Genomic DNA, 25530 nt, shown 5'->3' with positions numbered 1-25530 from the left:
GGCCTTATAGATGGTTACGTGACGAGGACCGTGCGGGCGATCCCCATTTCTGCGGTGCTCGTCTCTGTGCCGAATGACGCGGAGTGTGAGCGGTTTGCCGAGTATGACTGGGTTGTGGAGCGTGCGTACTGGAGGTCACAGCGGATTCGATGGTGTATCTCAGTGCAACAACAATGAGAATGGCAATGCCTGTTCCGACGTAACTCCCCGGGATAATGGTGGGATCGAAGGACTCACTGTAAGCGAGATTTCGGAAAGCTGGCACGCTGTACGGGTTAACAAAGGGGACGAAAGCAACGCTTACAATTGCCACGCTTAAAAATCCACCACACTGATTCACAAACCAACGAACCCGGTTATTGTGAATCCGTTGTGTAGCCAGCGCGAAGCCTTTGGAGATATCGCAGATCAGCACAATGCCTGTGGGAACCAGAAAAACCCAGTGGTGATACCACGAAAACGGAGCAATAATCGGGGCCGTTATTCCCGATAAACACATGGCCATGGGTAAATCTTCGTGCTTAATAGCACCTCGTACTGCGATAAGAAATACGATAATGACGAGCACATCGAGTATTAACCACAGAGCAATCTGGTCTGTGTTGTGCCATCGATATAAAGCCCCACGGAGCGAGTGAGCACCCGGGTTGCTTTGGACACCGATCCGGCTAGTTTCAAACATGTATCGTGTCCAGTAACGGAGACCATCGGGAATGAGTAGGCAGCCAGCAATGACACTGACCACGAATGTACCGATAGCAACAAAAAGCGGTTTCCATCGTCGTTCAAGGACAAAGACGATGGCAGACAATGCGGGCGTAAGTTTTATTCCGGCCGCAAGGCCAGTCCCAAGGCCCCTGAGATGCCCCTTGCTTCCACGGAGGAAATCGAGAGCAACTAATCCCATCAAATAGATGTTGATTTGCCCCCAGAAAAAGTTTCCGTGAACGGCAGCGAGATTAAATGATGCGAATACTCCAGCTATAGAAATAATAAATAGAGAAGGCCATTTATATCCTCGTTGTCGAAGAGTCGCTGCGATCACTGCAAACAGAATTACAAGAGAGCCGAGCTGCCAGATCACGATGAGCGGTTTGCGCTCCATAAGGATCATCGGTGAAAAAACTACAGCGGCAAATGGTGGATAGGTGAAGGGCAAATCGAAGACATACGTAGCGTCGTAAAGACTGTGCTCACGAAATAAATGCTGGACAGCCTGATAATAAACAGTGACATCCGCAGGCCACACGAATAAGTTGCCGTTTTGACTATGACGTACTTCACGCGACGTCATGCTTAAAACTGCCCACCCAGCCAGCAGAAGAACCCCCAAGGATATTCCACCGCCCGCAACGGCAGAGGAAGAAGGAGAAGCGGGGGCGGGGGCTTGTGGTGTATCCGGATTTCGGGGGAGTTGATGCTTACCACCGCGGCCAGATTGCATAAAAGTAAGTATAGGGCGTCATTTCAACAGTAGGAATTATCAGAAACTTTTTAGGTGGAAATAGCGCGCCGCGTCGCTTTCAACGTCGCTCCCGATTTCCCGAGTTCCATCATTTTCGAGATGAGATCGGCCGCGGTGAATGCTGCGTGGTCATAACTCAGCCCGTCCGGCGGATGAATATTGGAAATACAGTTCCGGCGCTCGTCGGTCGTTCCAGGCGACGCGTTATACGTGATGTACATGCCGAGCGAGTATGGCACCGAAAGACCCGGTCGCTCGCCGATGATGACGACAACCACGCGCATATTCATGGCATGCGCAATATGATCGCCCAACGCGACCCGCGCTTGGTTAGCTTTGACAGTGGGGGCAATGGAGAGCTCTGGGCAGATGCAGTGAAGTGCGTCCCGCAACGCCTCTTCCGTAGCCTTTCCGTGGTAGGACAGCGCATCGGGGGAAAGACCATCCGCCATGACTATCCCCACATCCCAGCCGGCCTCGCGAGTGGGCAGTTTCTTGAGGTCGTAATCGTTGGGGAGTCGCCCCAGGTCAGGGCGTCGCAAATACTCGGATCGGTTCCCGGCGCGTGACCGCACGAGTGGTGCGTCGGCAAGGAAAGAAAGTCCGCTCTTGGTGCTGGAGTCACACCCGTTACATGAATGAACAGCATCGCGTGCGGCCGCATGAGCCGCGGCGAACGATAGCTTCGATGAGGTCGGCTGCGCTGCCCCGTGCCTACCTAACCCGATCCGCGCCGGGGTGAGATCACGGACTCTCTCCCACGCGTCGAGCTGCCTCGTCATGATGTCCACCCCAATTCCATGGCATGGTCGGGCGAGAGCGCAGGCGCAGGCCCTTCGTCGGCAAGCAGCCCGCCTCGATCCGTGACCCCGGTCGTGTGCAACCATTCTTCGAATTCGGGTGCCGGCTGTTTGCCCATGGTGGCGCGAACCTGCGCGATGTCGTGGAAGGACAGGGATTGATAGCCCAGCATGATGTCGTCGGCACCCGGAACGGCGATGACGAAACCGGTGTTCGCCGCCGCCAGTAGGTGCAGGAGCGTGTCCATATCGTCGCTATCCGTCTCGGCATGATTGGTGTAGCACACGTCGCAACCCATTTGAATGCCCAGAAGCCGCCCGCAGAAGTTGTCCTCCAACCCCGCGCGGATAATTTGCTTACCGTCATACAGGTATTCGGGCCCAATGAATCCCACCACCGTATTGACCAACAGCGGCCGATACGCACGCGCCACCCCGTACGCGCGAGCCTCCAACGTTTGCTGGTCAACCGGCCCATCGACACCGATATTCGCACCCGCCGACAGGCACGATCCCTGACCGGTCTCAAAATATAAAGCATTCGTGCCGACGGTTCCTCGGCGCAATTCGTTCGCGGCCTGCTCTGCTTCGGCCAGCATGTCGAGCGACACCCCGAAGGACCGCAGCGCTCCCTCTGTCCCCGCAATCGATTGGAATGGTAGGTCCACGGGCGCGTCGGCCTCCATGAGGTCAATTGTCGTCGAGATATGTGTGAGCACGCTCGACTGCATGGGGATGGAGTACCGTCGCCGCACCCAAACAGCAGTCCGTCGAGGACACTGGCCGCCACACCCGGGGGGTCATCGGTGGGGTGGTTCGGTTGCAGCCGCGACGACAAACGACCAGGTAAACCCAGGGTTGTACGGAATTTCGTGACGACGCTTAACGCGGCAGAGACCGCGATCAGTTCGCCATTGCTCATCAGTTTGGAGACCGCGGCGGCCATCTCTGGCGTCAACCCCCACGCCAAGGAGGAGATGTCGGCACCGCGGTAGGCCTGTTCCAGGAGGTATTCGCGGAATGCGCCCACGGTCATGTGCGCGAGCGGGCGGAACGCGTCGGAGTCGTGGGTTCGGTGGATGAGGTCTGTGACGGTATCGTCGATGAGCGGGCGACGGAGGAACTCGTTGAGTTCCACGTCTGCCAGCACCATGGCGGCGGCGACGCGCTCGGCCGCGGAATTGGCGGCGCACCCGGCTAGTTGGTCGCCCGAGCGGATCGGTGACGCCTTCGCCATCACCTCCGTTAAGGAAGCGAATGAGTAGGTGTGTCCGGCTAGGTGTTGGGAAAACATTAGCGGACCTCCTCGGCCTGGAGGGCGGTAGTTGTGCGCGGGGTGAGTGTGGGTTCCTTCAGATCCCTTTCAGCACGTTTCCGCGCAGCGCGTTCCTGCGCAATATCCACCGGCGACGTATTCCGGCCCCATACCGCGTAACCCACGGCCGCCAGCGCCATCAAGCCCAATGCACACCCGGCGAGCACCGGCGCATTCATGAACGTTGCTACGACCGCACCCAGCGACAACACCAACGCAACACCCGAGGTCACGACGCCACCGGGCGTCCGGTATGGCCGCGGCAGCTCCGGGCGTCGCACCCGCAACACAATGTGCGCCACCATCATCAGCGCGTACGACACCACCGCACCAAACACGGCAACAGACATCAGGGCGTCACCATCCGCCACCAGTGTCAACGCGAACCCCACGCACGCGGGGACAATCAGCGCCCACGTCGGCGCGCCGCGGCGGTTCGTCGTCGATAAGAAAGCGGGAAGCAAACCAGCGCGGGACAGCGAAAACGTTAGCCGCGAATAGCCGTAAATGATCGAAAAGAACGACGTCACCAGGCCCAACAAGGCCGCGTAATTGATGGCCACCACAACGGCGTGGTTCGCGCCGACGCGCTCAAGGGCGGCCACCAGCGGATTGCCGGACTCCGCCACGACGCTAGTGCCCGCGGCGCCCGGCCCCACGACCATCATCGTGATAGCTGCTACCAGCAAGATCATCATCGCGACGACGATTGCCTTCGGAACCGATCGCGCCGGGTCCTTCGCTTCCTCGGCGGCCATCGGAACGCCTTCGATGGCTAGGAAGAACCACATGGCGAAAGGAATAGCCGCCCAAATTCCCGCGAGGCCACCGTCGAAAAGAGAAATTCGGTCTGACGTACCGGGTGCAGTGTGAGATGACGCCCCTGACCAGCCATCGGTGAATGCGCTGATATGTACGTGCGGGGCCATCACCACGGTGTACAGCACAAGTGCGGCGATGGCAATGATGGTGACGACGCACATCGCTTTGAGAGCCTCGCCGGCGCCGGCCAGGTGGACAACCACAACCGTGACGTAGCAGAAAAGATAAATGGGCCATCCTGCGGGAACGCCCGGGATGTGGAGGGATTCGACATAACTGCTAATGAAGGTTGCGATGGCGGCGGGGGCCAACACGTACTCCAACAGAATAGCGATCGCCGTCATGAAACCGGCGAACTCACCCACCGCTACCTGCGCAAACAGGTGGCCGCCACCCGCTGAGGGGAGGGCGGCCGATAGCTCCGCGAGGGCCAGGTACATGCCCATGTACAGCACCGCAACGATAAGGAGAGCGCAGAAAAGGCCACCCCGGCCGCCCGAGCCGAGCCCGAACTGCCAACCGGCGAAGTCCCCCGAAATGACGAACGATACGCCGAGTCCAGCCAGGACAACCCAGTTGAAGGAACCCTGTTTCAAACGGGCTGATGGCTGTGCCGTGGTCTCAAGTGATGTGGTCATAGTGCGACGGTAGGTGCGCTTTCTCTCTGTCCCGTTGCTGCCATGTTGCGGAAGCGTTGCTTTTCTGAGTTTGTGTTACGGCGGGGTAACACGGGGTGGATGGTGGTGTTGGAGGACTCGAGCCCCGGCGACGGGGGTCGGCGTTCTTAAGGAAGCGCAGATTTTTACAGTGATTCCACAGGTTTGTTTTGTTGTTCGTTCAGGTGGGCTTCGTAGGTTAAGTGTCGTAAGCGAAACAGAGAACGTAAACACAGAAAAGCGGCTGACGCTTTTCATGATCTGAAAGTTTGGTGATTCATCTCGATCCTTGAGGGAGCAATGGGACAAAAGGAGCGCCGTACCTGCTGGGGAGCAAGGTGCGGCGCTTCTTTCATGCGTATGAGGAATTGAGTGCACGGGGGAGTGTGTGCCACCACGTAGGGAACAGGTTTATAGACACTAGAGAGCGGGTCCCGAGGGAACAGGGGCGCGTCGCAAACGGAGGAAATTAGAGGAAGTAGAGAGGAAAGCAGCAGAACTGAAGACTGCTGGCCGGTGTCGGACTTATAGTTTCCTTATGAGTGCTAATGAGAGCGACCGCATTGTCATTTCCGACTACCTCTACGTAACTCCCCAAACAGTTGAGATATGGGAAAAGTTAAGTGAGGAAGAAAAACAGCATCACATCAACGAAGCGGAGTATTTCTCCGAAGAGTATAACGACGGCAAGCCGTTGAGCTTTGCAGATGTGCAGGGCGCTGAGCTCAGAGGCGCCTAGCTAGTATCCGTCCTCACGCGTGGTTGTGGGTAGCGGGGCCCCTTCAGACTCTCTTCGGTTTTCTCAGTAACTACACAGGTTTATTTAGCTGTTCGTTCAGGTGGGCTTCGTAGATTAAGTCTCGTAAGCGAAACAGAGAACGTAAACACAGAAAAGCGGCACTTGCTTTTCGCGACCTGAAAGTTTGGTGATTCATCTCGATCCTCGAGGGAGCAATGGGACAAAAGGAGCGCCGTACCTGCTGGGGGGCAAGGTACGGCGCTTCTTTCTTGTTATTTTACCGTGCGTTACCTCATGCAGCTTTTTAGCTACAGGTCAGGTGGCCACACTCATCCCAGTGGTCTTCATGCTTGTGGTGGAGGTGGCCGTCGTGTACGTAGTCGACGTGGTCACCGTGGGGGATGGCCACGTGGCCGCAACCCGGACCGTGCTCGTGGGTGTGATTCTCGTGAATGACGTGCTCAGCAGTCATAGTGCGCAACCTTCCTGTGCGTTTATCGACGCTACGGATACACTCCGCGAGTTACTCAACTCTGATCTTAACGACATTCACAACATATGGAAAATAGCTGGAAAAAGAATCACAGGATCTCTTATTGAAAACTGATTAGTGTCGAGCTGGAGGCCTTTCCTCCGCCACACCCCTTTGTTAGACTCGCGACCTATGCCAATCATTCGCGTGAGCGCCGCAATCGTCCGGAATCGTGACGGCCAGTTCTTACTCGTCCGCAAGAAAGGCACAACCGCATTTATGTTCCCCGGCGGCAAGCCCGAGCCGGGCGAAACCCCAGATCAAACGCTCATTCGGGAACTCGATGAAGAACTAAATCTCCGCGTTGGAACAGAAGATTTGACCTTCGTCGGCACGTTCCGAACAAACGCTGCCAATGAGGCCAACACACAACTACTTGCCGACGTTTTTACGCTCGACGACTCGCTGCGGTGGAGTAATAGCGCCGACGGCAGTAATGATGGCGACGACATCGACGTCGGCAATAATGACAATAACGACGCGCATGACGTAACCCCGTATGCTGAGATCGACGCGGCGCACTGGTTTACCAGCGAGGATATTAAAACCGAACGCGAACCTATTGCGCCTCTGACGCGTGAGGTGGTGCCGCAGTTATATGGACGCGGATTTCTCCTGTTCACCGGTTCGGCGTTGGGGAATAATCCGGTCTATCGGGAGGCTGTGGAGTCGCTGGTGCATTCCATCGGCGCGCACAATGACCACATTGTTTATGGTGGCGGGCGCGCGGGCCTCATGGGAGTTGTGGGGGATGCCGCCGCTGGGGATGGGACGTTGTGTATCGGCGTCATCCCATATTTGCTGGCCGGTGTGGATGGCCCTAATGGGTTTAACCAGGGCGGACGGTCCTATGTTATTCCGCGGGCAGATGGGACGGTGCCCACTCCGGCGCGTGGGGAAATCGCCCACGACCGGTTGACGCGCTTAGAACTCGTGCCCACGATGTCTGCGCGTAAAACGCGGATGGGGGAATTAGCCGATATCGTCGTCGGACTCCCTGGAGGTGCCGGCACTGTTGACGAACTCTTTGACGCGTGGACCCAGCAGCAACTGGGCTACACGCAGCACGCTGTGGCGTTGCTCAATGTGAACGGTTATTGGGATCCGCTAATCAGCGCCATTAAACACATGGTGGCGGAGGGTTTCTTGAGCTCTGCGTACTTGGAGTCCCTCATTATTGCGGATACCCCACGGGAGCTGTATGAGAAGGTCGACGCCTGGGTCCCTCCGGCTCCAAAGTGGGGCTAGAACTCAGACACCGATCCTCCTTGCCAGCAACCTACATTGCCGGGGAGAGCCCTCCGCCGTTGGGGCCCTCGCTGATGCGGAAGAGGTGCTCATTAGCGAATTCCTTAACACCCCACCGCTCCATCTCGCGGCCGTATCCGGAGCGGCCAACACCGCCGAATGGCAGCCCTGCTTCGGTGACGGATGATTCGTTCACGAACGTCATACCGTCCTTCAACTGGCTGGCCACTTCCCAAGCCTTGTCCAGGTCAGAGCCCCACACGGAGCCGGACAGGCCGTAGTCGGAATAATCGTTCGCGATGTGAACGGCCTCATCCGCATCCTTCGCCGGGTACACAATCGCAACCGGCCCGAAGATCTCGTTGCATCCGACGTCCGACGCGGGGTCAACGTCGGTAAGAAGGGTGGGCTCCATGTAGGCGCCATCACGATCCAGCGCGTGCCCACCCACCTTGATGGTGGCCTTGCCTTCCTTAGCGGCCTTGTCCAGGCGTTCGACGATGCCGTCGCGAGCGTCGATGGAGGATAGCGGGCCAATGTCGGCCTTCTCGTCATCCCACGGGCCGACGGTCATCTTGCTGATGCGCTCTTCCAAGCCGGAGACAACTTTGTCGTAGAAGGATTCCATGACGATGAGCCGCTTCGGAGCGTTGCACGCCTGGCCCGTGTTGTACATGCGGATCTTCACGAAGTTGTCCAGGACGTCGTCGAGGTTGTCGTCGTCAAGAACGATGAATGGGTCGTTACCGCCCAATTCGAGCAGCGACTTCTTGTAGTGCTCGCCAGCGGTCTTGGCGACGGCTGCACCGGCTGCTTCGGAACCCGTGAGCGACACGCCCTTAATGCGCTTGTCGGCGACAAAGGCGTCCATTTGCGAACCGGAGGCGTACATGTTGATGAAGACGCCCTTGGGCAGCCCGGCCTCTTCGAGCAGGTGTTGGCATGCCTGGGAGGATAGCGGGCAGATGGAGGCGTGCTTGAGCACGAGGGTGTTTCCTAGCAGGAGGTTCGGTGCAGCCCACCGTGCAACCTGGTAATAGGGGAAGTTCCACGGCATAATGCCCAGGATCGGGCCCATCGGGTCGTGCCGTACAAAGGTCCGGATCGCGCCCTGGCGGGGCAGCTCGGTGTCCTGCATGAGCTCGTAGGCGTGCTCGGCGTACCAACGGTAAATATTGACGACGATTTGTATCTCGCCTTGGGCCCACCGCGTAAGCTTGCCCATTTCACGGCCGATGTAGCTGGCGAGCTCATCGGCGCGCTCTTCGTAGAGGTCAGCTACTTTGTTGAGGACGTTGACGCGCTCGTCAATGGAGGTTTCTTTCCACTGCTTGTAAGCCTCGGTGGATTGGTCGAGGATCTTATCGCGGTCAGCGTCGTCGATGCGGTTAAATTGGTCTTCTGTCTTGCCTGTACTCGGATTTTCTAATGCAAAAGTGCTCATACCACAGTCTTACACGGTTTGACTGGGTTTATCAGAAGGCCTGGTCAGTCCGTTGTTTCTTTCCAGATCTTCCACGATGCGTGGATCATGGGAAGTTGCAGCGGGAGGCGTGCTATCCATCCGATCTGCTCCGTCCACGGCCGATCTAGGCGCTGGCGGACGGATTCGAAATTACCCGGCCATACGGCGAGGAGCAGAGCTGCGGAAATGAGGCCACCATATTTGTTGGCTTTGTTATTGGGCGCGGCGAGGAGTGCGGCGGTGCCGAGTTCGCCAGCGCCGGAGAGGTAGTTCCAGAACCGTGCTGTGCCGGGGGCGTAGGTGGGGACGATCTCTTCGAAGGGTTTGGGTGTGACGAAGTGTCCGAATCCGGCGACGGTGTACAGGGTGGTGAGGCCCCAGCGGGCTTTATCAGAAGACATACCCCAGTTTTAACATGACGTCATTGTTTTCGCATGTCCCGGGGGGGATTTTTGTTAGGTCGGGCGGGGTGCTGTGACCGGGCGGGGTTAGAGCGGGAGCTCTCCACCTGCTAGAGCGGCAGCCGTCCGGCGAGTGCGCGTGAGAGCGTGAGTTCGTCGACGTATTCGAGGTCTCCACCGATGGGCATGCCGGACGCGAGCCGTGAGGTGGTGAGGTCGGGGAAGTCTTTGAGGAGCCGCGCGAGGTAGGAGCTGGTTGCTTCGCCTTCGGTGTTGGGGTCGGTGGCGATGATGACTTCTTTGATGGTGGGGGCCTCTTCGTAGCGGGGTTCGTCGGGCGTGGAGTCGGCAGTTTCGCGGTCGGGGAGGACTCCGGCGATGCGCTGGAGGAGCTGCGTGATGGAGAGGTCTTTGGGTCCGACGTTGGCCAGGGGGTCGAGCGCGCCGCCGAGGACGTGGTACCGCCCTTGGTATTCGCCGGTGGCTTCGATGACTTCGATGTCTTTGGGTTCTTCGATGACGCAGATGGTGGTGGCGTCGCGGTTGGGGTCGGCGCAGATGCGGCAGATGTCGTTGCGGGAGATGTTTCCGCAGATGCGGCAGAAGGTGATGCCGTCGCGGACGGAGGTGAGCGCTGCCCGGAGTCGGTCGATGTCGTCGGGGTCGGTGTGGAGCAGGTGAAACGCTATGCGCTGGGCGCTTTTGGGGCCGATCCCGGGTAGGCGTGAGAACTCATCGATGAGGTCTTGGAGTGGTCCTTCGAACAACGACGTCCTGATTTCGTGGGTGGGGTGGAATACGTGCGGGTGGCTAGGTTTGCTAAGGCCGAGTGCTGTAGGCGCCCAATCGTTTAGGCGCCGAATGGTTTTAGTCAGATGTTTTAGCCGAGTGCCTGCGAGAACGGGCCCATCTTTTTCTGCGCGTATGACTGCAACGCGGTGTTGGCGTCCTGGAGTGCTCCGAGGACCAGGTCCTGGAGAGTATCAACGTCGTCAGGATCGACGACGGACTTGTCGATGGTGACGTTGGTGACCTCGCCGGTACCCTTCATGGTGACCTTGACCAGGCCGTTTCCTGCGCTGCCGCTGATTTCGGATTGTGCGATTTCACCTTGCACGCGCTGCAGTTCTTCCTGCATTTGCTGTGCTTGCGCCATGATTTCGTTGAAGTCGGGCTCTGCCATTGTTGTCTCCTTTGTCGTTAATGATCGTCGTGTCGGTGTGTCATTGTCGCGGTTCAGTGTAACGAATATGTGCGACAAGGGTGGTTGCGGCTGGCCATGACTCCCCGGAGGGGTGGGGTTCTCGTGGCGGTGAGTGGTTCCCAGTGCGACGGCTAGAGCGGTTGCGCACCGAGTTCCTTGATGAGGAGCTCCATCGCTATGTCTTTAGCGGAGCGATGGTCGTAGTTGGGGTCGTCGCGCGTGGCGTTGACCATCTCTTCTTCGGCTTCTTCTTGCGTGTACTCGGTGCTTGCCGACGATTGTGCTTCGGCAGAGGCTCCGCCCGTGTTGGAACCACCTGCGTCGGTGTCGCCCTTGGTGTTGTCGGGGCCACCGTTGGTGTCGTCGCCGTTGGTGCCAGCGGGCGCGTTGTTGGGCGCGGAGTAGTAATCCTCCGGTGGTGGTCCGTAGCCATCTGGGTCATCGGGTTCGGGTGGCAGTGGCGATCCGTCACTGAATTCCTGCGGGGAGTTCGCTTGCGTTCCCGCTGGTGTCGTGTTCGAAGGGCGGGACTGGTCGTTCCGTGATGGCGGCGTGGCGTTGTGTCGTGGGTGGGCATGCCCGTCGTGCTGGCCTTCGCTGGTCCCGTCAGTGTTCGACTGCTGTTGTTCTTGCGCTTTTTTCCATGCTGCCGCTGCTGTTAATGCAGTGCGGGCAGAATCGGACAGTATGGATGTCGGTGAGGCCGGCGACGCGGGTGACGTGGTCCCCGGATTATCGCCAGTTGCGGAGTCGTTCTCGCTGTCGGTATTTGTGCTGGTTGCAGTGTCGTTGTTGGTGGCGGTGTAGGTGTCGGTGGCGGCGGTAGCAGCGGAGTTATCTGCTACCGCTGAGCGAGGGTGGTCGGGGTGAGCGTCCTTCCATCGTCGGAGGGCTGCGTCGTCGGTGCCGATGACCGCCTCAACAGTGACTGTTTGCCCGGTGGCGTCTGTGATTGCGTCCACGATGGACGTGTTGATGTGCTGGTCATTGAGCCTTTGCGCGAGTGCCCCGGTGTGGTGGCCAAGGACGACGTGGTTGCGGAAGACGCCAAGAATGATAGCTTCGCTGACCATGACTTGTGCGACTTTGCTTCGCTTGCCGACAGCCTGCTTGATTCGTGTCCATTGTGGCCGGAGATCATCGGCAGTGAGGCCGGTTTCGTGGTCTGTGGTGTCGCGGTCGGCCTGATCCGTTTCCGCTCCAGCACCGGCATGTTGGCCATGCTGGTTTGTTTCGGTATCGCGGGGCTGATTCTCGTGGCCGTTTGCCTCGGGATCTGCATTGGCCTCGGAATCTTCACTAGCGTCGGTAGTTGCCCTGTCCTCGGACCCCGTGGTGGGGGTGGTATCGGAACGTGCGCTGTCGGCGTGCGTGTTCTGTGAGTCGGAAGAACGTTCGCTCTCGGGGAGGACGACGGCAGGGCCTTCCTTCTCCTCGATCCTGTGCATGCGTTCTTCGGCTTCGCGGGCACGCGTTTCCCTCTCTTGTTGTAACGCCTGCTCACGCAAGTATTTAGAGAGAGTTTTCCGATCCATCGTCCGCGGATCAACAGACTCTGGTGAAGGTGCAGCTTCATTTTGCGACGATGCTGCGGCCTCATCCCGCGACGCTGTCGCGGCTTCGTCTTGCGATGATGCCGGTTCTTCAGGTGCCCCGGACTCAGCCGCCCGAGAAGCCGCGGATCCTGACGCGTCGGCAGTCTCGGTTTTCTTATTCTTGCGTGGCCAGATGATCCGCCCACCGCCTTTGGCTCGGGGTGGAGTCGCGCCCGAATCAGCCCCTGCGGTGCCACTCTCAGTGGCACCATGTCCAGCAGCTCGAGCACCGTCCTCAGAGGCAGGAGCGCTCGTGTCCCCGGAACGATGACCAATATCGCTGGCAGATCGGCTTGCCGCGGGTTGGCCGCTTTCTAACGCTTCGACGCGTTGGGACAGTGCTTCTATGCCGTCGGCCGCGCCGGGCATGACCATCCGTGCGCACATGATCTCGAGAAGCAGCCTGGGAGATGTGGCGCCTTTTAGTTCGTTGAGCCCATCACTGACGACGGCTGCGCATCGCGTGAGCGTGGCGGGTCCGAGGGATTGTGCTTCGTCGGCGAGGGTGTCGCGCTGGTCGAGGGGCGCGTCGACAAGTCCTTGGTCGAATGCGTCGGGTATGGATTGGAGGACGAGCAGGTCGCGGAAGCGGTCGACGAGGTCCGTGGCGAAGCGCCGCGGGTCGTGCCCGGCGTCGAGAACGTTGTTAATCGTGGTGAAGAGCCCGGCAGGGTCGTTGTTGGCCACGGATTCGACTGCGGCGTCGATGAGTGCGCTGTCGGTGATTCCGAGGACGCCGGCGGCGTGGGCGTACGTGATGCCGTTCTCGTCGGCTCCGGCGAGGAGTTGGTCGAGGACGGAGAGCGAGTCGCGGGGGGACCCTCCACCAGCACGGATAACTAGCGGGTAGACCGAGTCTTCGACCTGCACTTTTTCTTCGTGGCAGATCCGTTCCAGTAGGCCGCGCATGTCGTTGGGCGCGAGCAGCCGGAACGGATATTGGTGTGTCCTGGACTTGATGGTGGTCAGGACTTTTTCGGGTTCGGTGGTGGCGAAGATGAACACGAGGTGTTCGGGCGGTTCTTCGACGATTTTGAGTAGCGCGTTGAAGCCCTCTTTGGTGATCATGTGGGCTTCGTCGATGATGAAGACGCGGTACCGGGATTCGGCGGGTGCGTAGATGGCTCGGTCGCGGAGGTCTCGCATGTCTTCGACGCCGCGGTGGCTGGCTGCGTCGAGTTCGGTGACGTCGAGGGAGCTGGGGCCGCCGGGGGCGAGTGCTCGGCAGGATTCGCATTCCCCACAGGGTGTCGATGTGGGCCCATGCACGCAGTTGAGTGAGCGTGCGAGGATGCGGGCGGAGGAGGTTTTACCGCAGCCGCGGGGTCCGGAGAACAGGTACGCATGGTTGATGCGTCCGGCGTCGAGTGCCCGGCTGAGGGGCACGGTGACGTGTTCTTGGCCGACGACATCGGCGAATGTTGCGGGACGGTACTTCCTGTAAAGAGCCACGTGTGTATGCTACCGCCCGGGTAGGACACACCGTGGGCTTAGCATTTTTATACCCCTGAACTGGAGTTATATCAGGCCCGATGTTAACCACGCCCGACGTCGTACGCCCACGGTTATATAACGCTCACACGACGGAGGTCTCGGAGGTCCGCCTTTCCTTCGGCAAGCCTGGTCTGGAGTGAGTCGATCCCGTGTGTCATGCCGTGGAGGAATTCCTGCTCGGTGAGCATGATGATTTGGGCGATCAGCGTCATACGACCCGGGTGCGTGGGATTAACCGGTTGCCCGTCAGCCGTGGTGAGGTCGGGATGCTCCGTGACGGTCGGCACCCCTTTGGGCCAAATGTAGGGGACAACCAGCAGCCCGTGTTTCGTGGTGAACGCGGGGTTGACCATGGCGCCCAGCCCTGGCAGGAACGTTCCTGGTTGGGCCAGTCGCCCGGATCCTTCTTCGCTGAGCATAGTGGCCGCTGCAGCGACCAGTTGCCCCATTTCGCCCGGTCTGGCCAGGCCCACCGCAAGCAGCTCGGCGCGTACGTCCATTCCGTCTGGGCTGGTCAGCCCGGTGGAATATCGCGCCGCGTCCGCCGTGCAGGCGAGGGTTTGCCGCAGGTCATCGGCCACTTTGGCGTGCCGACCGCGCGGCTGCTCCTCATTGTCGTCGGCGGGGTCGACAGGTTCGGCCGTTCCGTCGTCGTTAATGAGGAGGGAGGTCACGGTAAACGGTGGGCTATCTGGGCTGGCTTTGATGCTGGTCCAGTGCGTTTCGCCGGGCAGGATGGATTCCAACCAGGTTTGTGTTTCCAGTAGGTTCATGGGCGTGGTGGGCGCTCACCTCTGTTGTCGGGGTCGGGGTTGGCTACTTCTCGGCGGCTTCAGCTGCTGCGAGGAGGACACAAGTGGCCACGCCGTCCATAGCTTCTTCCACCTGCTCAATGGGAGGCAGCGATGGTGCGAGCCGGATGTTGCGGTTATCGGGGTCCTTGTGCAGCGGGAAGCTGGATCCAGCTTCGGTGAGCTTAATACCTGCTTCTTTGGCCAGCTCAACGACGCGCGACGCGGTGCCGTCGGGCACGTCGAGGCTGATGAAGTACCCACCTTTCGGCTCTGTCCACGTGGCAACGTTGTAGTCGTCGAGCCGTTCGTGGAGCACCTTATCGACGGCCGCGAATTTCGGCGCCAGCGACGCGGAGTGCTTCCGCATGATGGCCTTGACGCCCTCGGCATCGTGGAAGTATTTCGCGTGGGCCAGCTGGTTGATCTTGTTCGGCCCGATGCCACGGATCCCGGCGTGGCTGGCGTACCAGTCAAGGTTGCTTGCCGACGAGGCGAAGAAGCTCACGCCCGACCCGGCGAAGGTGATTTTGGACGTGGACGTCATGAACCAGAAGCGGTTGGGGTGCCCGGCTTTCTCGGCGAGCTCCAGAACGTTGATGGGTTCGGGGAAGTCGCCGGTGAGAGTGTGAACAGCGTAGGCGTTGTCCCACACGATACGGAAATCGGGTGCGGCCGCGTCGAGTGCCGCAAGCTTTTCGCATGTCTCCCGCGAATAGCTAATCCCCGTGGGGTTGCCGAAGACGGGCACGGTCCACATGCCCTTGACCTGCGGATCTTTGAGAAGCTCGGCCACGGCGTCGAGGTCCGGCCCCTCATCCGTCATCGGGACGTTGATCATCTCGAACCCGAGGTGCTCGGTGATGGAGAAGTGGCGGTCATATCCCGGGACCGGGCAGATCCACTTAACGGTGTCTTCGTCTTTCCACGGCCGCCGCGAATCTTGGGTGCCAAAGATGTACGCCCACACGATCAGGTCGTGCATGATGTTCAGGCTGGATGCGTCCCCCGCGATGATGTTCTCAACGGGAATTCCCAGCAGGTCAGCGTAGATTTTCCGAATATCGACGATGCCGCGCAGACCACCGTAGTTGCGACAATCGGTGCCATCGTCGGCGGTGTAGTTGCCCGAGCCGGGAAGGCCGAGCAGTTCATCGCCGAAGTCCAGTTGTTCAGAGGAAGGCTTGCCGCGGGTCAGGTCCAGCGCGAGGTTCTTGGCCTTGAGTTCGTTGTATGCCTGCTCGATGTCGGCTTTGGAGCCGGTGAGCGCTTCGACGTTAATTTTCGACGGTGTGACCTGCGGTGACATGTGAACCTTCCTTGAGACCATGCGATTCACTTTCATCGTACAGGGTGGTGCGGACATGGGAAGAGGATTTTTATCGCGGAGCTTGGACCACGGCTTGGTAGTAGAAGTTGCCGTCATTTCCCCGGTAGCACGCGGTTGATTGGATCGGTTGGTGGTCGCGGTGCTGCTCACAGCCCATACCGGAGCCGAAGGGGCCTTGAGTCCTCCACTCCAACTTGGGGCCGTTCACACCTGCGTTCGGGACGTCCTCGTCCGCGTCTTCATCGCCGTAGCTGTCGTCGTAATTGCCCGTGTTCTGTGTTTGTACCGGTGCTTGTTGTGTGGTGTAGGTCTGCCGAGGTGTGTATTCCTCGGTCGGCGTTTCGTCGTCGTACGTGGGCGTGGTCGTGCGAGTGGTTGTGGTGGCCGTCTTCGTCGTGGTCTGATCGGTCGTCTTGGTCTTGGTGATCGTGCTGGGCTCGGAATCGGCGTCGTCATTTCCGCAGGCAGCAAGCGTGCCGACGACTGCCACAGCGGTTGCTACAGCCATTACTTTCTGACGAATGACGTGGGAGTTTTTGCCGGTGCTCGGTGAGGTGATCGTTGAAGAGGGGGCAGATGATGAGGCGGTGGGGAGCATGTCGGGTCCTTCGTTAGTAGCGGGGTGAGGGGAGTAAATGGTGGCGTCGCATGTGCGGCGCTTTCATTCGTTATGTGCTCTGGCCCGCGTTAATGTTCCCGATTGCGTGTTATGTGCCCCTCGTTGTGGGGGCTGTGTAGCCCTCTGACATGGGCATTACGTTTCGTCGGGGCTGTTTCTTGTGCCCATGTTCTTTCTGGGGTTATACGACACAACTGTTGGTGGTCGATGTGATCTGCTCGGGGTAGAGCACACCGTCGGATGGGGGATCGGCTGGATGAGCTTCCGGTAGTTGCTAATGGTTTCGCGTGCGCACCACCGCCAGGTGATGACGCGGTCGATTCTTCGGCATGGGACCACGTGGATATATGTCCGCCGGATATATACTTTTCATCTTTGCCTAGATCAAAGGCCAAAAATCACCGGGCTGGGGCACACTTTCCGTCGTATTACCCCTGGTGGCAGTGGATGGAAACCCTATGTATGCGAAAAACCTAGCCGCCCAGTGCGTACTGGATGGCTAGGTTTTGTGGCGGAGGATGTGGGATTTGAACCCACGAGGGTATTGCTACCCGCACGCGTTCCAGGCGTGTGACATAGGCCGCTAGTCGAATCCTCCAAACGTGGAACGCACCTGAAGTCCGCGTTCCGGTGGGCAAGCCTACCGGATGTTATGGGCATCGACAAAAACAGGTCTTGTAGGGCGTCGATAATGGGGATGTTGCGGCCATGTAGTGCGCTGTTTTCCCAGCGGAGGGGAGAGATTGCTCTGGTGGGTGGGAATATACGCCTCTGTGGGTTAGTATGGGGTCCGGATTCCGCGCGGCGTCCATCTTGTGAACTCCCCCAGGGCGGGAACGCAGCAAGGGTCAGCGAGCTCTGACGGGTGCGTGGGGTCCCCTTTTTATTTCTGCCGTTATGCCTGGACGGTGTTGGCTCGCCACGGTGTGTTGTTGCTGGTTGTAATGGGGAACGGTTACACCGTGGGGATTGCATGTCCGTGGGAACCGATGGCCTGCTTCGTCGTCTAAACCGACGTGAGAACATTGCGACAATAATTTCTAAAATCCATAGACGAGCAGGTGCCTATCTGGTAACGTCAACGCCGAAAAATAGGGGTTTTCGCGAGTTTCCGTATTTGTCGGAACTTGTTTATTTAAAAATTTTACCATTCCGTTTAGTTGTCGTTCTGGCTGTTGGGGCATAGAGCTTTCAGGATGTCCCGATATTCGGAGTGGGCGAAATTTATAACAATTATGTAGGGGGATTGGTGTGGGGGATCACTATCACAACAGAAGTGATAGAAAACGGAATATCGGACGTTCGCGTATCGTCGGAATCTCTCTAAGCGCTGCGTCGATTGCTGCTGCGGCATTGTTGGCGGGATGTTCCCAGTCGGATGGTTCTGGTTACGGGGATATGGAACCTGCGGCAGCGAACAGTGAAGATATAGATAGCGTTGGATCATCGGGGTCCGCCACTTCTCACACCAACCCGGCAGAAGAGTTGTTCTCAAAACGGAAGGCCGCCGGTTCTACAAGCTCTGTTTCCGAAGAAATTAGGTCTGGTAAGGGGAAACAGAAGGCTCTTCCCTTGTGGGAGCGTCCAGAGGTATTGGCTAAGTACCCGGTTAAAGCAAAGAAGAATCCCGATGGATCCTACGACTACTCAGATCCGCGGTTTGAGAACGCCGATCTTTGTGAGGATGCCCCGCCGGGATACTGGGAAGGGCTGGGGTACCGAGTGGTAGGGCCACATTATATAAAATTCCGAACGTTAAAGAATTGTGGACTTGAGTTTTTAGATAGAGGGCAAGAAAAATTTATTGCTGTGGGTACGGACTCGCTACCTAAAAACAACCTCACCGGTCGTCTGTATAGGGAGTACTCACCCTATCGATATGACCAGATTGATGAACTTTTTGGTGTCAAAGCCTGTATTTCGTATTTGGAGACCCCACTTGGGAGAGTTGGGGTTACCGATCTAGCGGAGTTTGATTATAGAGATTTTAAAGAATTGTGTGACGATGCAAGAAGAGAATTAGAAAGATTATTGTAAAATGGAATTATCTGTAGATCCGTGCTCCTTAGATAGAGCAGCCTCGATGCTAAATGAAGGTATTAAGCTAGGGAGAAATGATATCTTTTCACTATCCCGAGTTGTCGGAAATAATTTCACAGAAGAACCGGGATTGCGGAACCTAGGTGAGCAACATGGGAGAGTTATTTCAGGAGAAGTGGGAAGCGCACTGCAGACGCTGCGTGAACTCCGTCGTCTCATCCGCTGGTTAGCTGAAGGCACGAAGGAAATGCGGGGTGCGTTTGTTGGCCAGGACGATGCCTCAGCGGCCATACTCTGCGGACTTAAGTCGATACAGGACACAGAGTTCACCTTCCCGACACGTCCAGATGGAGCATTTAGCCCTTTGACTTTTCGGAGCCAATACCAGGGGACGGTGATGATCCTTCTGCAGTCCTCGCGATGCTCGACGCAGGTGACGATAGTGGGATTTATGCCCTTGCCGAGTACTGGCACAACCTGTCCAGTTCTTTGAACGAGACCGTCGACGCCCTGGTGCGGGCTCGTACCCAACTGGAAGAAAACACAGGAGAGGCGATTGATGCCGCCGCCGCGTGCTGTACCCAAGTGATGGCCACGGCTCAAACTTTCGCCGATAACGCCACCGCTATGCACGCTTCCGTCTCCCAACTGCCCCACATTCGGCAGGCCGCTCGTACCCAGATTGCCGCCATTGAAGCCGAGCACACCGCAGCGGTCGCCGCAGCCACTAACCCCGCCGGAGTACGCGCAGCTGGTGAAGCGGCCCGGGCAGCCACCCGTGAGTTCATGACCGGTCCTTACCAGGCCATGCTCACTGCGGCGGTGCCACCACTGCGCAACCTCACCGAACGCCCGAACGTCGGCCAGGGTGGAGGACATCTCACCGCACAGTCGCCATCGCCTATTAACAGTCCTAGCACCGTGCCCACTACGGTCACCCCAGCTATGGCTGCAACTGGGGCAGTTGGAGGAGCACCTACTGCAAACAACGCATCACTTAATCCAACCCATCCAGCAACGATCAGCGCGGATAACGTCAGCGCAACTACTAACCATCCCGCACCAGCAGTACCCATCGCGCCACCCGCACAAACGTCACCCAACCTGGCGTCCAACGCGGGGAACACACCTCGCGGCACCGCACCAACTGCAATTAACCGGGAGCAACGCTCGCGTTGCTCCCGGTGGTGTCAACGGCAACGCATATCCCCGGTCACCAGGAAATACTCCATCACTGGGCTACACTCCTCGCACAACCCCAACACCAGGCCGCAACCTGCGCTCTAGCACACCGAACAATGGGCTCGGCGGCACCAACCGCACTCCGATTAACAGCGGGCACGCCCCACACAGCAACGGTAACTATCCACGCAATGGAGTTTATGGGCCAGGTCAGCTCAGCAAACCCGGCGAAATCCCGCGGAGCAGGAGCGTCATCATCCACCCCGGGCCAGACACACCCATGCCCCGGACAGGGGACAACCCCCACTACCCAGGTTCAACCCCAGGGGAAAGCAAAAATACAACACCACATTATGGCCGTGGCGCCGCAACACCGTCACCCACCGGAGGTGATGGTTCACGCCCCGCGATGGGCAGGATGGGCATCGCGCCCATGGGCGGCTACGGCAACTCGTCTAAAAATCAAAAACAAGAACCAGAAGGGAAATATAAGCCCATCACCAGCGAATTCGAGGCCGAATACAACCTGCGGCAATTGCGAGGAGACATCGGGCTCACCACGCCACACGTCATTGGCGCACAGCTGCGGGAGCCCAAATAATCTCCGAAGAGCTATTCGTCCAGACCGGCCGCGATAGCGTCGGCAATCGAGTCAATCAACGCTTTCTCAGATCGCTCACCCGAAACAGTAACCTCCTCGCCGCACTCGGCGCCCAAACCCATCAGGGACATTGCCGAGTCAGCATCCGCGTCGTTGACCAAGATGCCTTCCTCTGAGTCCGCGGCCAACTCCGCCAACTTTGCGGCAGGGCGCGCGTGCAGGCCGGCCTTATCCGCGACCTTCACACGCCGCGAATAACGGGCGTCATTCGCATCGTCGCTATTCGTGCTGTCGCCAGCTGCATCTTCGTCCGGCGCGGCTGCCGAATCCCCATCATCACCCGCACTCTCAGATTCGAACGCAGAAATCGCACGTCGGGCCTCACGCTCCACACCATCCAAATCCTGGCCCTGCTGGGCAGCAATGGCTCCGGCAACGGTGGCCTCAACAAGCGGGGCGTCAATAAACCGAACCGGCTCGTCGTCGAGCATGTCCACAACCATCTCCACCGTCATCGTCGCAGAGCCCAGATCAGTGAAAATAGCGCAGGCCAAACCGGCGTCGACAACCTTATTAACGGCGGCCTCGATCGCGTCATACGAGGTGCCGATACCGCCACCATCGGGGTTGTCCTTATCCTCTGGGCTTGCATCCAAACCACCCGCCGGAACGATCAGCACATCCCTAGCCATTTGCGACGCCAACAGGCCCAAACCATCGGCCAAGCGCTTTGAATGGGACACCACCACGACGCCGACCTGCGGCGATGGCTTCCCTGCAGAATCCGACGGGGCAGCATCCGTCGTCGACTGTTCGGAGCCTTCGTTTGCACCAGATGCAGCGTCGTTATTGCTTGTCATCATCGTTCCTTCCGTAAGTCTTTCCTCCGTTTGTGTTCCCACCGTCGTTGTTCTGTTCGCCGAGCTATCTGCAGAGCTATCTGCGGCCTCCTTCGCAAAGCTATCTGCCGCCGTCTCGCCTGCAGTCGTGGTTGATGCCGCTGCAGCCGCCGCGTCACCAGCAGCCGCACGCGGTTTCCGAGCTTCCTCCTCGAGGCGCTGCAGCACCTCGCTCATCGCGCAACCCACTACGCATCCACGGCTTTGGAGGCCTCGGCGAGGAAATACGCGGAGCTCGTCGCGCCGGGATCCTTGTGCCCCACAGAGCGTTCTCCCAGGTAGGAGGCGCGCCCCTTGGTCGCAATCATGTCCACGGTGGCCTCGGCGCCGTCATTGGCAGCATCAGCAGCCGCGCGCAACACCTCGGCGGGACTCTTCCCATCATCCGCAGCAGACCGTGCAGCCCGCGCTGCCGGAGCCCAGGCATCCACCATGGTTTTCTCACCCTCGTTAGCCTTACCCCGCTTTTCGACGCCGCCCACTGCGGACTCCACCACGGAAGCAACACCGTCGGCGTCCAGCGCATCACCCGACACAGCCTTCGCCGCGTACATAAATGCCGTGCCCAGCAGCGGCCCGGACGCCCCGCCGACCGTCGACATCAGCGTCTTCGCGGTGAGCTTAAAGATGCCCGCAATGTCCTGGGGTTGGTCGTCGTCCAGCTTCTTCACCACGGCCTGGAAACCGCGGTCCACATTTTCGCCGTGGTCAGCGTCGCCAATAGCTCGGTCTAGATCGATCAATTCCTCGCGGTGCTCGCTCGCGGCCTCGGCGCACCCGCGGATCCACCGTTCAGCCCATGCCTTATCCAAATCTGACATTGTGTTCCTCCTCTGATTTATTTCCGTTTATTCCCGGTTTTTATTCTGGTCTATTTCTTGACGAATGCCGGCGTCTCGGCGGGATCGTCGTACAGGGAGAGCAGTTCATCATCGACGCGGAGCAGTGTGACGGACACCCCCTGCATTTCCAGACTGGTGACGAAGTTCCCAACATTGGACCGCTCGAGAGTGACGCCGAGGTCCGATAGCCGCTGTGCTACCCGTCGGAAAACGATGTATAACTCGGACAGCGGTGTACCACCCATGCCGTTGACCAGGGCAATAATGCGGTCGGACTTCTTCAGCTCCAGATCCGCCACAATCGGGTCGAGCAGCTGATCCGTGATCTCATCCGCGCTGCTCATGGGGACGCGACGTCGGCCAGGCTCGCCATGAATGCCCACACCCAGCTCAATCTCACTGTCGTCGAGATCGAAAGACGGGTTCCCGACGTGCGGCACGGTGCAGGACGTCAGCGCCACCCCCATCGACCGCACATTATTAATGGCGCTCTGCGCAACGCGTTCGACCTCGTCGAGGGACAATCCGCGCTCCGCCGCAGCACCCGTGATCTTCTCGACCAAGAAAGTGCCCGCCACCCCGCGTCGGCCAGCGGTAAATGTTGAATCCTCGACGGCGACGTCGTCGTTCACGATCACCTGACGGACCTCAATGTCCTCCATATCGGCCAGGTCAGCAGCGGTATCGAAATTGAGCACGTCACCGGTGTAATTCTTGACGACGAACACCACGCCGGCACCCTTATCGGCGCTCTTCGCGGCGTCGAGGATCGGGTCGGGTGTTGGCGACGTGAACACGGGGCCAGGGACGGCGGCATCGAGCATCCCGGTACCGACGAACCCCGCGTGGAGAGGCTCGTGCCCGGAGCCACCACCCGAAATGACGCCCACTTTGCCCTGTTCTTTGGTGTTGTCAGAACTTCGGGTGACAAACAGCGGGTCGGGATTGACCGTGACGAGCTCGGGGTGCGCCAGGCCCAGCCCTTCGATACTCTCGGTGACGACGTCATGCGGGTCGTTGATTAACTTCTTCATAAACCTGACTCCTCGGTGCTTGTGCTGGTTATTTCACCATCGAGTGGCTCTGTAGTTCCTGTTTTAGTGCGTCGATGGTGCGCAGTCTTCGTGGGCCTAGATTACTCGCGAAATAGATGTCTCCGCGGGCGACGATGACGTGGCAGGTGTGCGACGAAGCCTTGGTAAACAGGTAATGATGCAGCAGTAATGGCGCATTCCACGGTGTGATTGTGCGGTTCCAATGGGTGAGTTCAGGAATGTGTACCGCTGACGAAAAGATGTGCACTGTCTGCGACAGTGGGGTGCATAGGCGGTAGAAATAAGAGCTGGAACGAGTCGCGATCTGTTGATGCCTAACGTTTTCTTTGGTCTAACACGTGTCTTATTAGAATCAGCAGCATGTCCATGCCAAAAATTGTGCTGTTTTATGTGTTCACGCCATTAGCCGACCCCGAAGCGATTCGTCTCTGGCAGAAAGCCTTGGCTGAGAAGTGGGATCTTAAGGGCCGGGTGATCATTTCGAAAGATGGCATCAACGCGACGCTCGGCGGGGAACTTAACGACGTTAAACGTTATTGCCGTGAAACGCGTAGTTATGCGCCTTTTAAGAATGCCGATATTAAGTGGTCTGAGGGTCATGGGGGTGATTTCCCCCGCCTGAGCGTGAAAGTCCGCCCTGAGTTAGTCACATTTGGCGCTGTAGACGAGTTAAAAGTCAATGAAGAGGGCGTTGTTGGTGGTGGCACGCATCTAAGGCCAGAGGATCTTCATCGTTTGATGGATGAGCGTGGCGATGAGGTGGTGTTTTTCGATGGTCGCAATGCCATGGAGGCAGAAATAGGGAAGTTTCGCGATGCTGTGGTTCCCAATACGACGACAACTCGCGATTTCTTGGGCGAGATTGAATCCGGCAAGTACGACGACTTGAAGAAGCGGCCGGTAGTGACGTATTGCACGGGTGGTATACGGTGCGAGGTTTTATCAGTGCTCATGAAGAACCGTGGCTTCCAAGAGGTCTATCAGCTGGACGGAGGGATTGTGCGTTATGGGGAAGCGTACGGAAACGATGGGTATTGGGATGGTTCTCTTTATGTCTTTGATAAGAGAATGCATATGGAATTTGGTGATGGTGCGGAATCGTTAGGCCGTTGTGTTGAATGCGGGAAATCGACGGCACAATTCGTGAATTGTGCGAATGATAAGTGCCGGAAATTGTTCTTGCGGTGTGACGAATGTACGTCTGCTCATAAGCATAAATATTGTGGCGAATGTGAACCAGCTTTAGTGTGATTTTCCAGTCCGTGCTATGAATATTAACCGTTTTTGAGGTCAAAGCGATTGCTGAAATAGCGTTTTCTTATTCTACTTTTCTCGCTCTGTGAGATTGATCTCCGGAGTACCTCCGTACTGAACCTGTGCATAGTTGATAAAAGTGTTAACTTCCTCCGGTAGCGGCATCGTCGCACTGCAACCGACTTGTCAGACGTCATATGTAGATGATTTAATGCAATGGGAGCCGAAGTAGATATATCGGAGTGAGAGCGTGAGTTCCCACGTTTCCCTTTGTTTTCTTTCGTGTAGATCAGTGATAGGTAGAAAATTGAAGATCAGAAAAGTGCTAAGCGCTTTAGCATGTGCTGCAGCGTGTGTTGTTGGTACAACAGTGGCAGCGCCATCGGCAAATGCGGTAGCTGATGGCTACGATGCTGTTTTTGAACCGTGGTCCGCTGAAGTTCTTATTGGTGGTGTGTGTAGTGGTTCCGTTTTATCGGATCGCTGGGTAATTACTGCGGCACATTGTTTGGGTAACAGCAAAGGTCCAGGTGGTCACGTGAAGATTGGTGAGCGAGCTCAGCAAACACTCAACGTCGACCGAGTGGTTCGTGAACCAGGCGGGGCTGATGTTGCTCTGGTTCGCACTGATGTTTCGATGGGGGTTCGTCCCATTATGTTGCCGTCACCCGGCCCCGTGCCAAATCAGCCTGGGCAGTTCACTGGGTGGGGTCGCCCGCTTCCCTGAGAAACAAGGCTTGGCTTTCGTTTCGGGTCCGACGCGCGGGCCGCGCCCAGGCAATGCGGACATGTTCGAGACGAAATCCATCATTGGCCACCAGGAGCATGGCGACTCCGGTGGAGCATTCCACATCGGCCCGGTGCTTTATGGCGTCTTGTGCTCGTCGAGCGGTAAGGATGCTGAGGGGCGGACGATGGCGAACTACACGAAGGTTGATCAGTTCCTCCCGTGGATTTACGGCACCATCTTCACCCAGAGCTGGCCGTGATCGGTTAATAGGACCGATAGATCATTCGGCCTAGTAGGTCATCGGGCCCGATAGACCTTTGTTGCTGATAGGTCATTAGTACAGTCTTTTGCTGAGACGCACTGATGACCTTTTTGCTTTCGCTAGTAACAGTTGCCGGTGCTAGCGGCGGGGTAATGACTAGCGATTGTTCGTTCCTGGATTTGTCCCATC

23 protein-coding genes, 1 tRNA gene, 1 other RNA gene and 1 pseudogene are annotated in these 25530 nt (G+C 58.1%); 9 read left to right on the top strand and 17 right to left on the bottom strand.

Translation table 11 applies throughout. The features are described from left to right. Positions 1–4: 4 nt before the first annotated feature. From ACWORE_RS07190 to eat, 4 genes and pseudogenes are all read right to left on the bottom strand, one after another. A complete protein-coding gene (locus ACWORE_RS07190; protein ID WP_455303290.1) occupies positions 5–1444 on the bottom strand; it encodes a glycosyltransferase 87 family protein in 1440 nt (479 codons plus the stop codon). 50 nt (positions 1445–1494) lie between these two features. Next, entirely contained in the window at positions 1495–2247 is a 753-nt protein-coding gene (gene eutC, locus ACWORE_RS07185; protein ID WP_455303289.1) for an ethanolamine ammonia-lyase subunit EutC, read from the bottom strand. Then, positions 2244–3559 (bottom strand): annotated as a pseudogene (gene eutB, locus ACWORE_RS07180) (ethanolamine ammonia-lyase subunit EutB). The gene eutC and the pseudogene eutB overlap by 4 nt, the downstream one beginning before the upstream one ends. Continuing rightward, complete coding sequence (gene eat, locus ACWORE_RS07175; RefSeq protein ID WP_455303288.1) at positions 3559–5040, bottom strand: ethanolamine permease; 1482 nt, start codon at positions 5038–5040, stop codon at positions 3559–3561. The pseudogene eutB and the gene eat overlap by 1 nt, the downstream one beginning before the upstream one ends. Before the next feature lie 556 nt (positions 5041–5596). Here eat and ACWORE_RS07170 point away from each other — a divergent pair. After that, positions 5597–5797, top strand: coding sequence for a hypothetical protein (locus ACWORE_RS07170; RefSeq protein WP_448234726.1), 201 nt, complete (start codon positions 5597–5599; stop codon positions 5795–5797). A 304-nt stretch (positions 5798–6101) separates the two neighbouring features. Here the strand turns inward: ACWORE_RS07170 and ACWORE_RS07165 are convergent, their stop codons facing one another. Continuing rightward, positions 6102–6269, bottom strand: a complete 168-nt coding sequence (locus ACWORE_RS07165) for a hypothetical protein (protein ID WP_455303367.1) — start codon at positions 6267–6269, stop codon at positions 6102–6104. Between the two features lie 192 nt (positions 6270–6461). Between ACWORE_RS07165 and ACWORE_RS07160 the strand changes: the two genes are divergently transcribed. Continuing rightward, positions 6462–7577, top strand: a complete 1116-nt coding sequence (locus tag ACWORE_RS07160) for a TIGR00730 family Rossman fold protein (protein ID WP_455303287.1) — start codon at positions 6462–6464, stop codon at positions 7575–7577. Positions 7578–7608: 31 nt separating this feature from the next. Here ACWORE_RS07160 and ACWORE_RS07155 read toward each other — a convergent pair whose 3' ends face one another. The 9 genes from ACWORE_RS07155 to ACWORE_RS07115 form a co-directional block, all read right to left on the bottom strand. Continuing rightward, entirely contained in the window at positions 7609–9021 is a 1413-nt protein-coding gene (locus ACWORE_RS07155) for an aldehyde dehydrogenase family protein (protein ID WP_455303286.1), read from the bottom strand. A 44-nt stretch (positions 9022–9065) separates the two neighbouring features. Further along, positions 9066–9443 (bottom strand): DoxX family protein, encoded by a 378-nt coding sequence (locus tag ACWORE_RS07150; RefSeq protein ID WP_296136861.1) that lies wholly within the window; start codon positions 9441–9443, stop codon positions 9066–9068. 110 nt (positions 9444–9553) lie between these two features. Next, positions 9554–10210 (bottom strand): recombination mediator RecR, encoded by a 657-nt coding sequence (locus ACWORE_RS07145; RefSeq protein ID WP_406605410.1) that lies wholly within the window; start codon positions 10208–10210, stop codon positions 9554–9556. 113 nt (positions 10211–10323) lie between these two features. Then, complete coding sequence (locus ACWORE_RS07140; RefSeq protein ID WP_455303285.1) at positions 10324–10626, bottom strand: YbaB/EbfC family nucleoid-associated protein; 303 nt, start codon at positions 10624–10626, stop codon at positions 10324–10326. A gap of 152 nt (positions 10627–10778) precedes the next feature. Then, positions 10779–13694, bottom strand: coding sequence for a DNA polymerase III subunit gamma and tau (locus tag ACWORE_RS07135; protein WP_455303284.1), 2916 nt, complete (start codon positions 13692–13694; stop codon positions 10779–10781). A 113-nt stretch (positions 13695–13807) separates the two neighbouring features. Beyond that, the gene (locus ACWORE_RS07130; RefSeq protein WP_406605412.1) at positions 13808–14509 is read right to left on the bottom strand and encodes a hypothetical protein; all 702 of its coding nucleotides are present in this window, start codon (positions 14507–14509) and stop codon (positions 13808–13810) included. Between the two features lie 43 nt (positions 14510–14552). Continuing rightward, positions 14553–15836: an aminotransferase class I/II-fold pyridoxal phosphate-dependent enzyme gene (locus tag ACWORE_RS07125; RefSeq protein WP_455303283.1), complete on the bottom strand. Its 1284-nt coding sequence runs from the start codon at positions 15834–15836 to the stop codon at positions 14553–14555. A 70-nt stretch (positions 15837–15906) separates the two neighbouring features. Continuing rightward, a complete protein-coding gene (locus ACWORE_RS07120) occupies positions 15907–16455 on the bottom strand; it encodes a hypothetical protein (protein WP_406605413.1) in 549 nt (182 codons plus the stop codon). A 530-nt stretch (positions 16456–16985) separates the two neighbouring features. Next, a tRNA-Ser gene (locus ACWORE_RS07115) sits at positions 16986–17074 on the bottom strand. 191 nt (positions 17075–17265) lie between these two features. On the opposite strand from ACWORE_RS07115, the gene ffs reads away from it, so the two are divergent. The 4 genes from ffs (at position 17266) to ACWORE_RS07095 (ending at position 20299) form a co-directional block, all read left to right on the top strand. Further along, positions 17266–17360: signal recognition particle sRNA small type (gene ffs, locus ACWORE_RS07110), an RNA gene on the top strand. A gap of 367 nt (positions 17361–17727) precedes the next feature. Beyond that, a complete protein-coding gene (locus ACWORE_RS07105; protein ID WP_406605414.1) occupies positions 17728–18513 on the top strand; it encodes a hypothetical protein in 786 nt (261 codons plus the stop codon). A 423-nt stretch (positions 18514–18936) separates the two neighbouring features. Continuing rightward, entirely contained in the window at positions 18937–19803 is an 867-nt protein-coding gene (locus tag ACWORE_RS07100; RefSeq protein ID WP_455303282.1) for a hypothetical protein, read from the top strand. 313 nt (positions 19804–20116) lie between these two features. Then, the gene (locus tag ACWORE_RS07095; protein ID WP_455303281.1) at positions 20117–20299 is read left to right on the top strand and encodes a hypothetical protein; all 183 of its coding nucleotides are present in this window, start codon (positions 20117–20119) and stop codon (positions 20297–20299) included. Positions 20300–20310: 11 nt separating this feature from the next. Here the strand turns inward: ACWORE_RS07095 and dhaM are convergent, their stop codons facing one another. From dhaM to dhaK, 3 genes are all read right to left on the bottom strand, one after another. Then, entirely contained in the window at positions 20311–21048 is a 738-nt protein-coding gene (gene dhaM, locus ACWORE_RS07090) for a dihydroxyacetone kinase phosphoryl donor subunit DhaM (protein ID WP_455303362.1), read from the bottom strand. A 338-nt stretch (positions 21049–21386) separates the two neighbouring features. Further along, the gene (dhaL, locus tag ACWORE_RS07085; RefSeq protein WP_406605417.1) at positions 21387–22019 is read right to left on the bottom strand and encodes a dihydroxyacetone kinase subunit DhaL; all 633 of its coding nucleotides are present in this window, start codon (positions 22017–22019) and stop codon (positions 21387–21389) included. Between the two features lie 50 nt (positions 22020–22069). After that, positions 22070–23074 (bottom strand): dihydroxyacetone kinase subunit DhaK, encoded by a 1005-nt coding sequence (gene dhaK, locus ACWORE_RS07080; protein WP_455303280.1) that lies wholly within the window; start codon positions 23072–23074, stop codon positions 22070–22072. A gap of 381 nt (positions 23075–23455) precedes the next feature. Here dhaK and trhO point away from each other — a divergent pair, with 381 nt between their 5' ends. The 3 genes from trhO to ACWORE_RS07065 all read left to right on the top strand — a co-directional run bounded on the left by trhO (position 23456) and on the right by ACWORE_RS07065 (position 25338). Then, complete coding sequence (trhO, locus tag ACWORE_RS07075) at positions 23456–24346, top strand: oxygen-dependent tRNA uridine(34) hydroxylase TrhO (protein WP_455303279.1); 891 nt, start codon at positions 23456–23458, stop codon at positions 24344–24346. Between the two features lie 373 nt (positions 24347–24719). Beyond that, positions 24720–25076, top strand: coding sequence for a trypsin-like serine protease (locus tag ACWORE_RS07070; protein WP_455303278.1), 357 nt, complete (start codon positions 24720–24722; stop codon positions 25074–25076). A gap of 10 nt (positions 25077–25086) precedes the next feature. Then, a complete protein-coding gene (locus ACWORE_RS07065) occupies positions 25087–25338 on the top strand; it encodes a trypsin-like serine protease (protein ID WP_455303277.1) in 252 nt (83 codons plus the stop codon). Positions 25339–25530 lie beyond the last annotated feature (192 nt).

The organism is Corynebacterium sp. c7Ub_26 (assembly GCF_053760365.1).
This window is presented reverse-complemented; position numbering and strand designations above follow the sequence as displayed.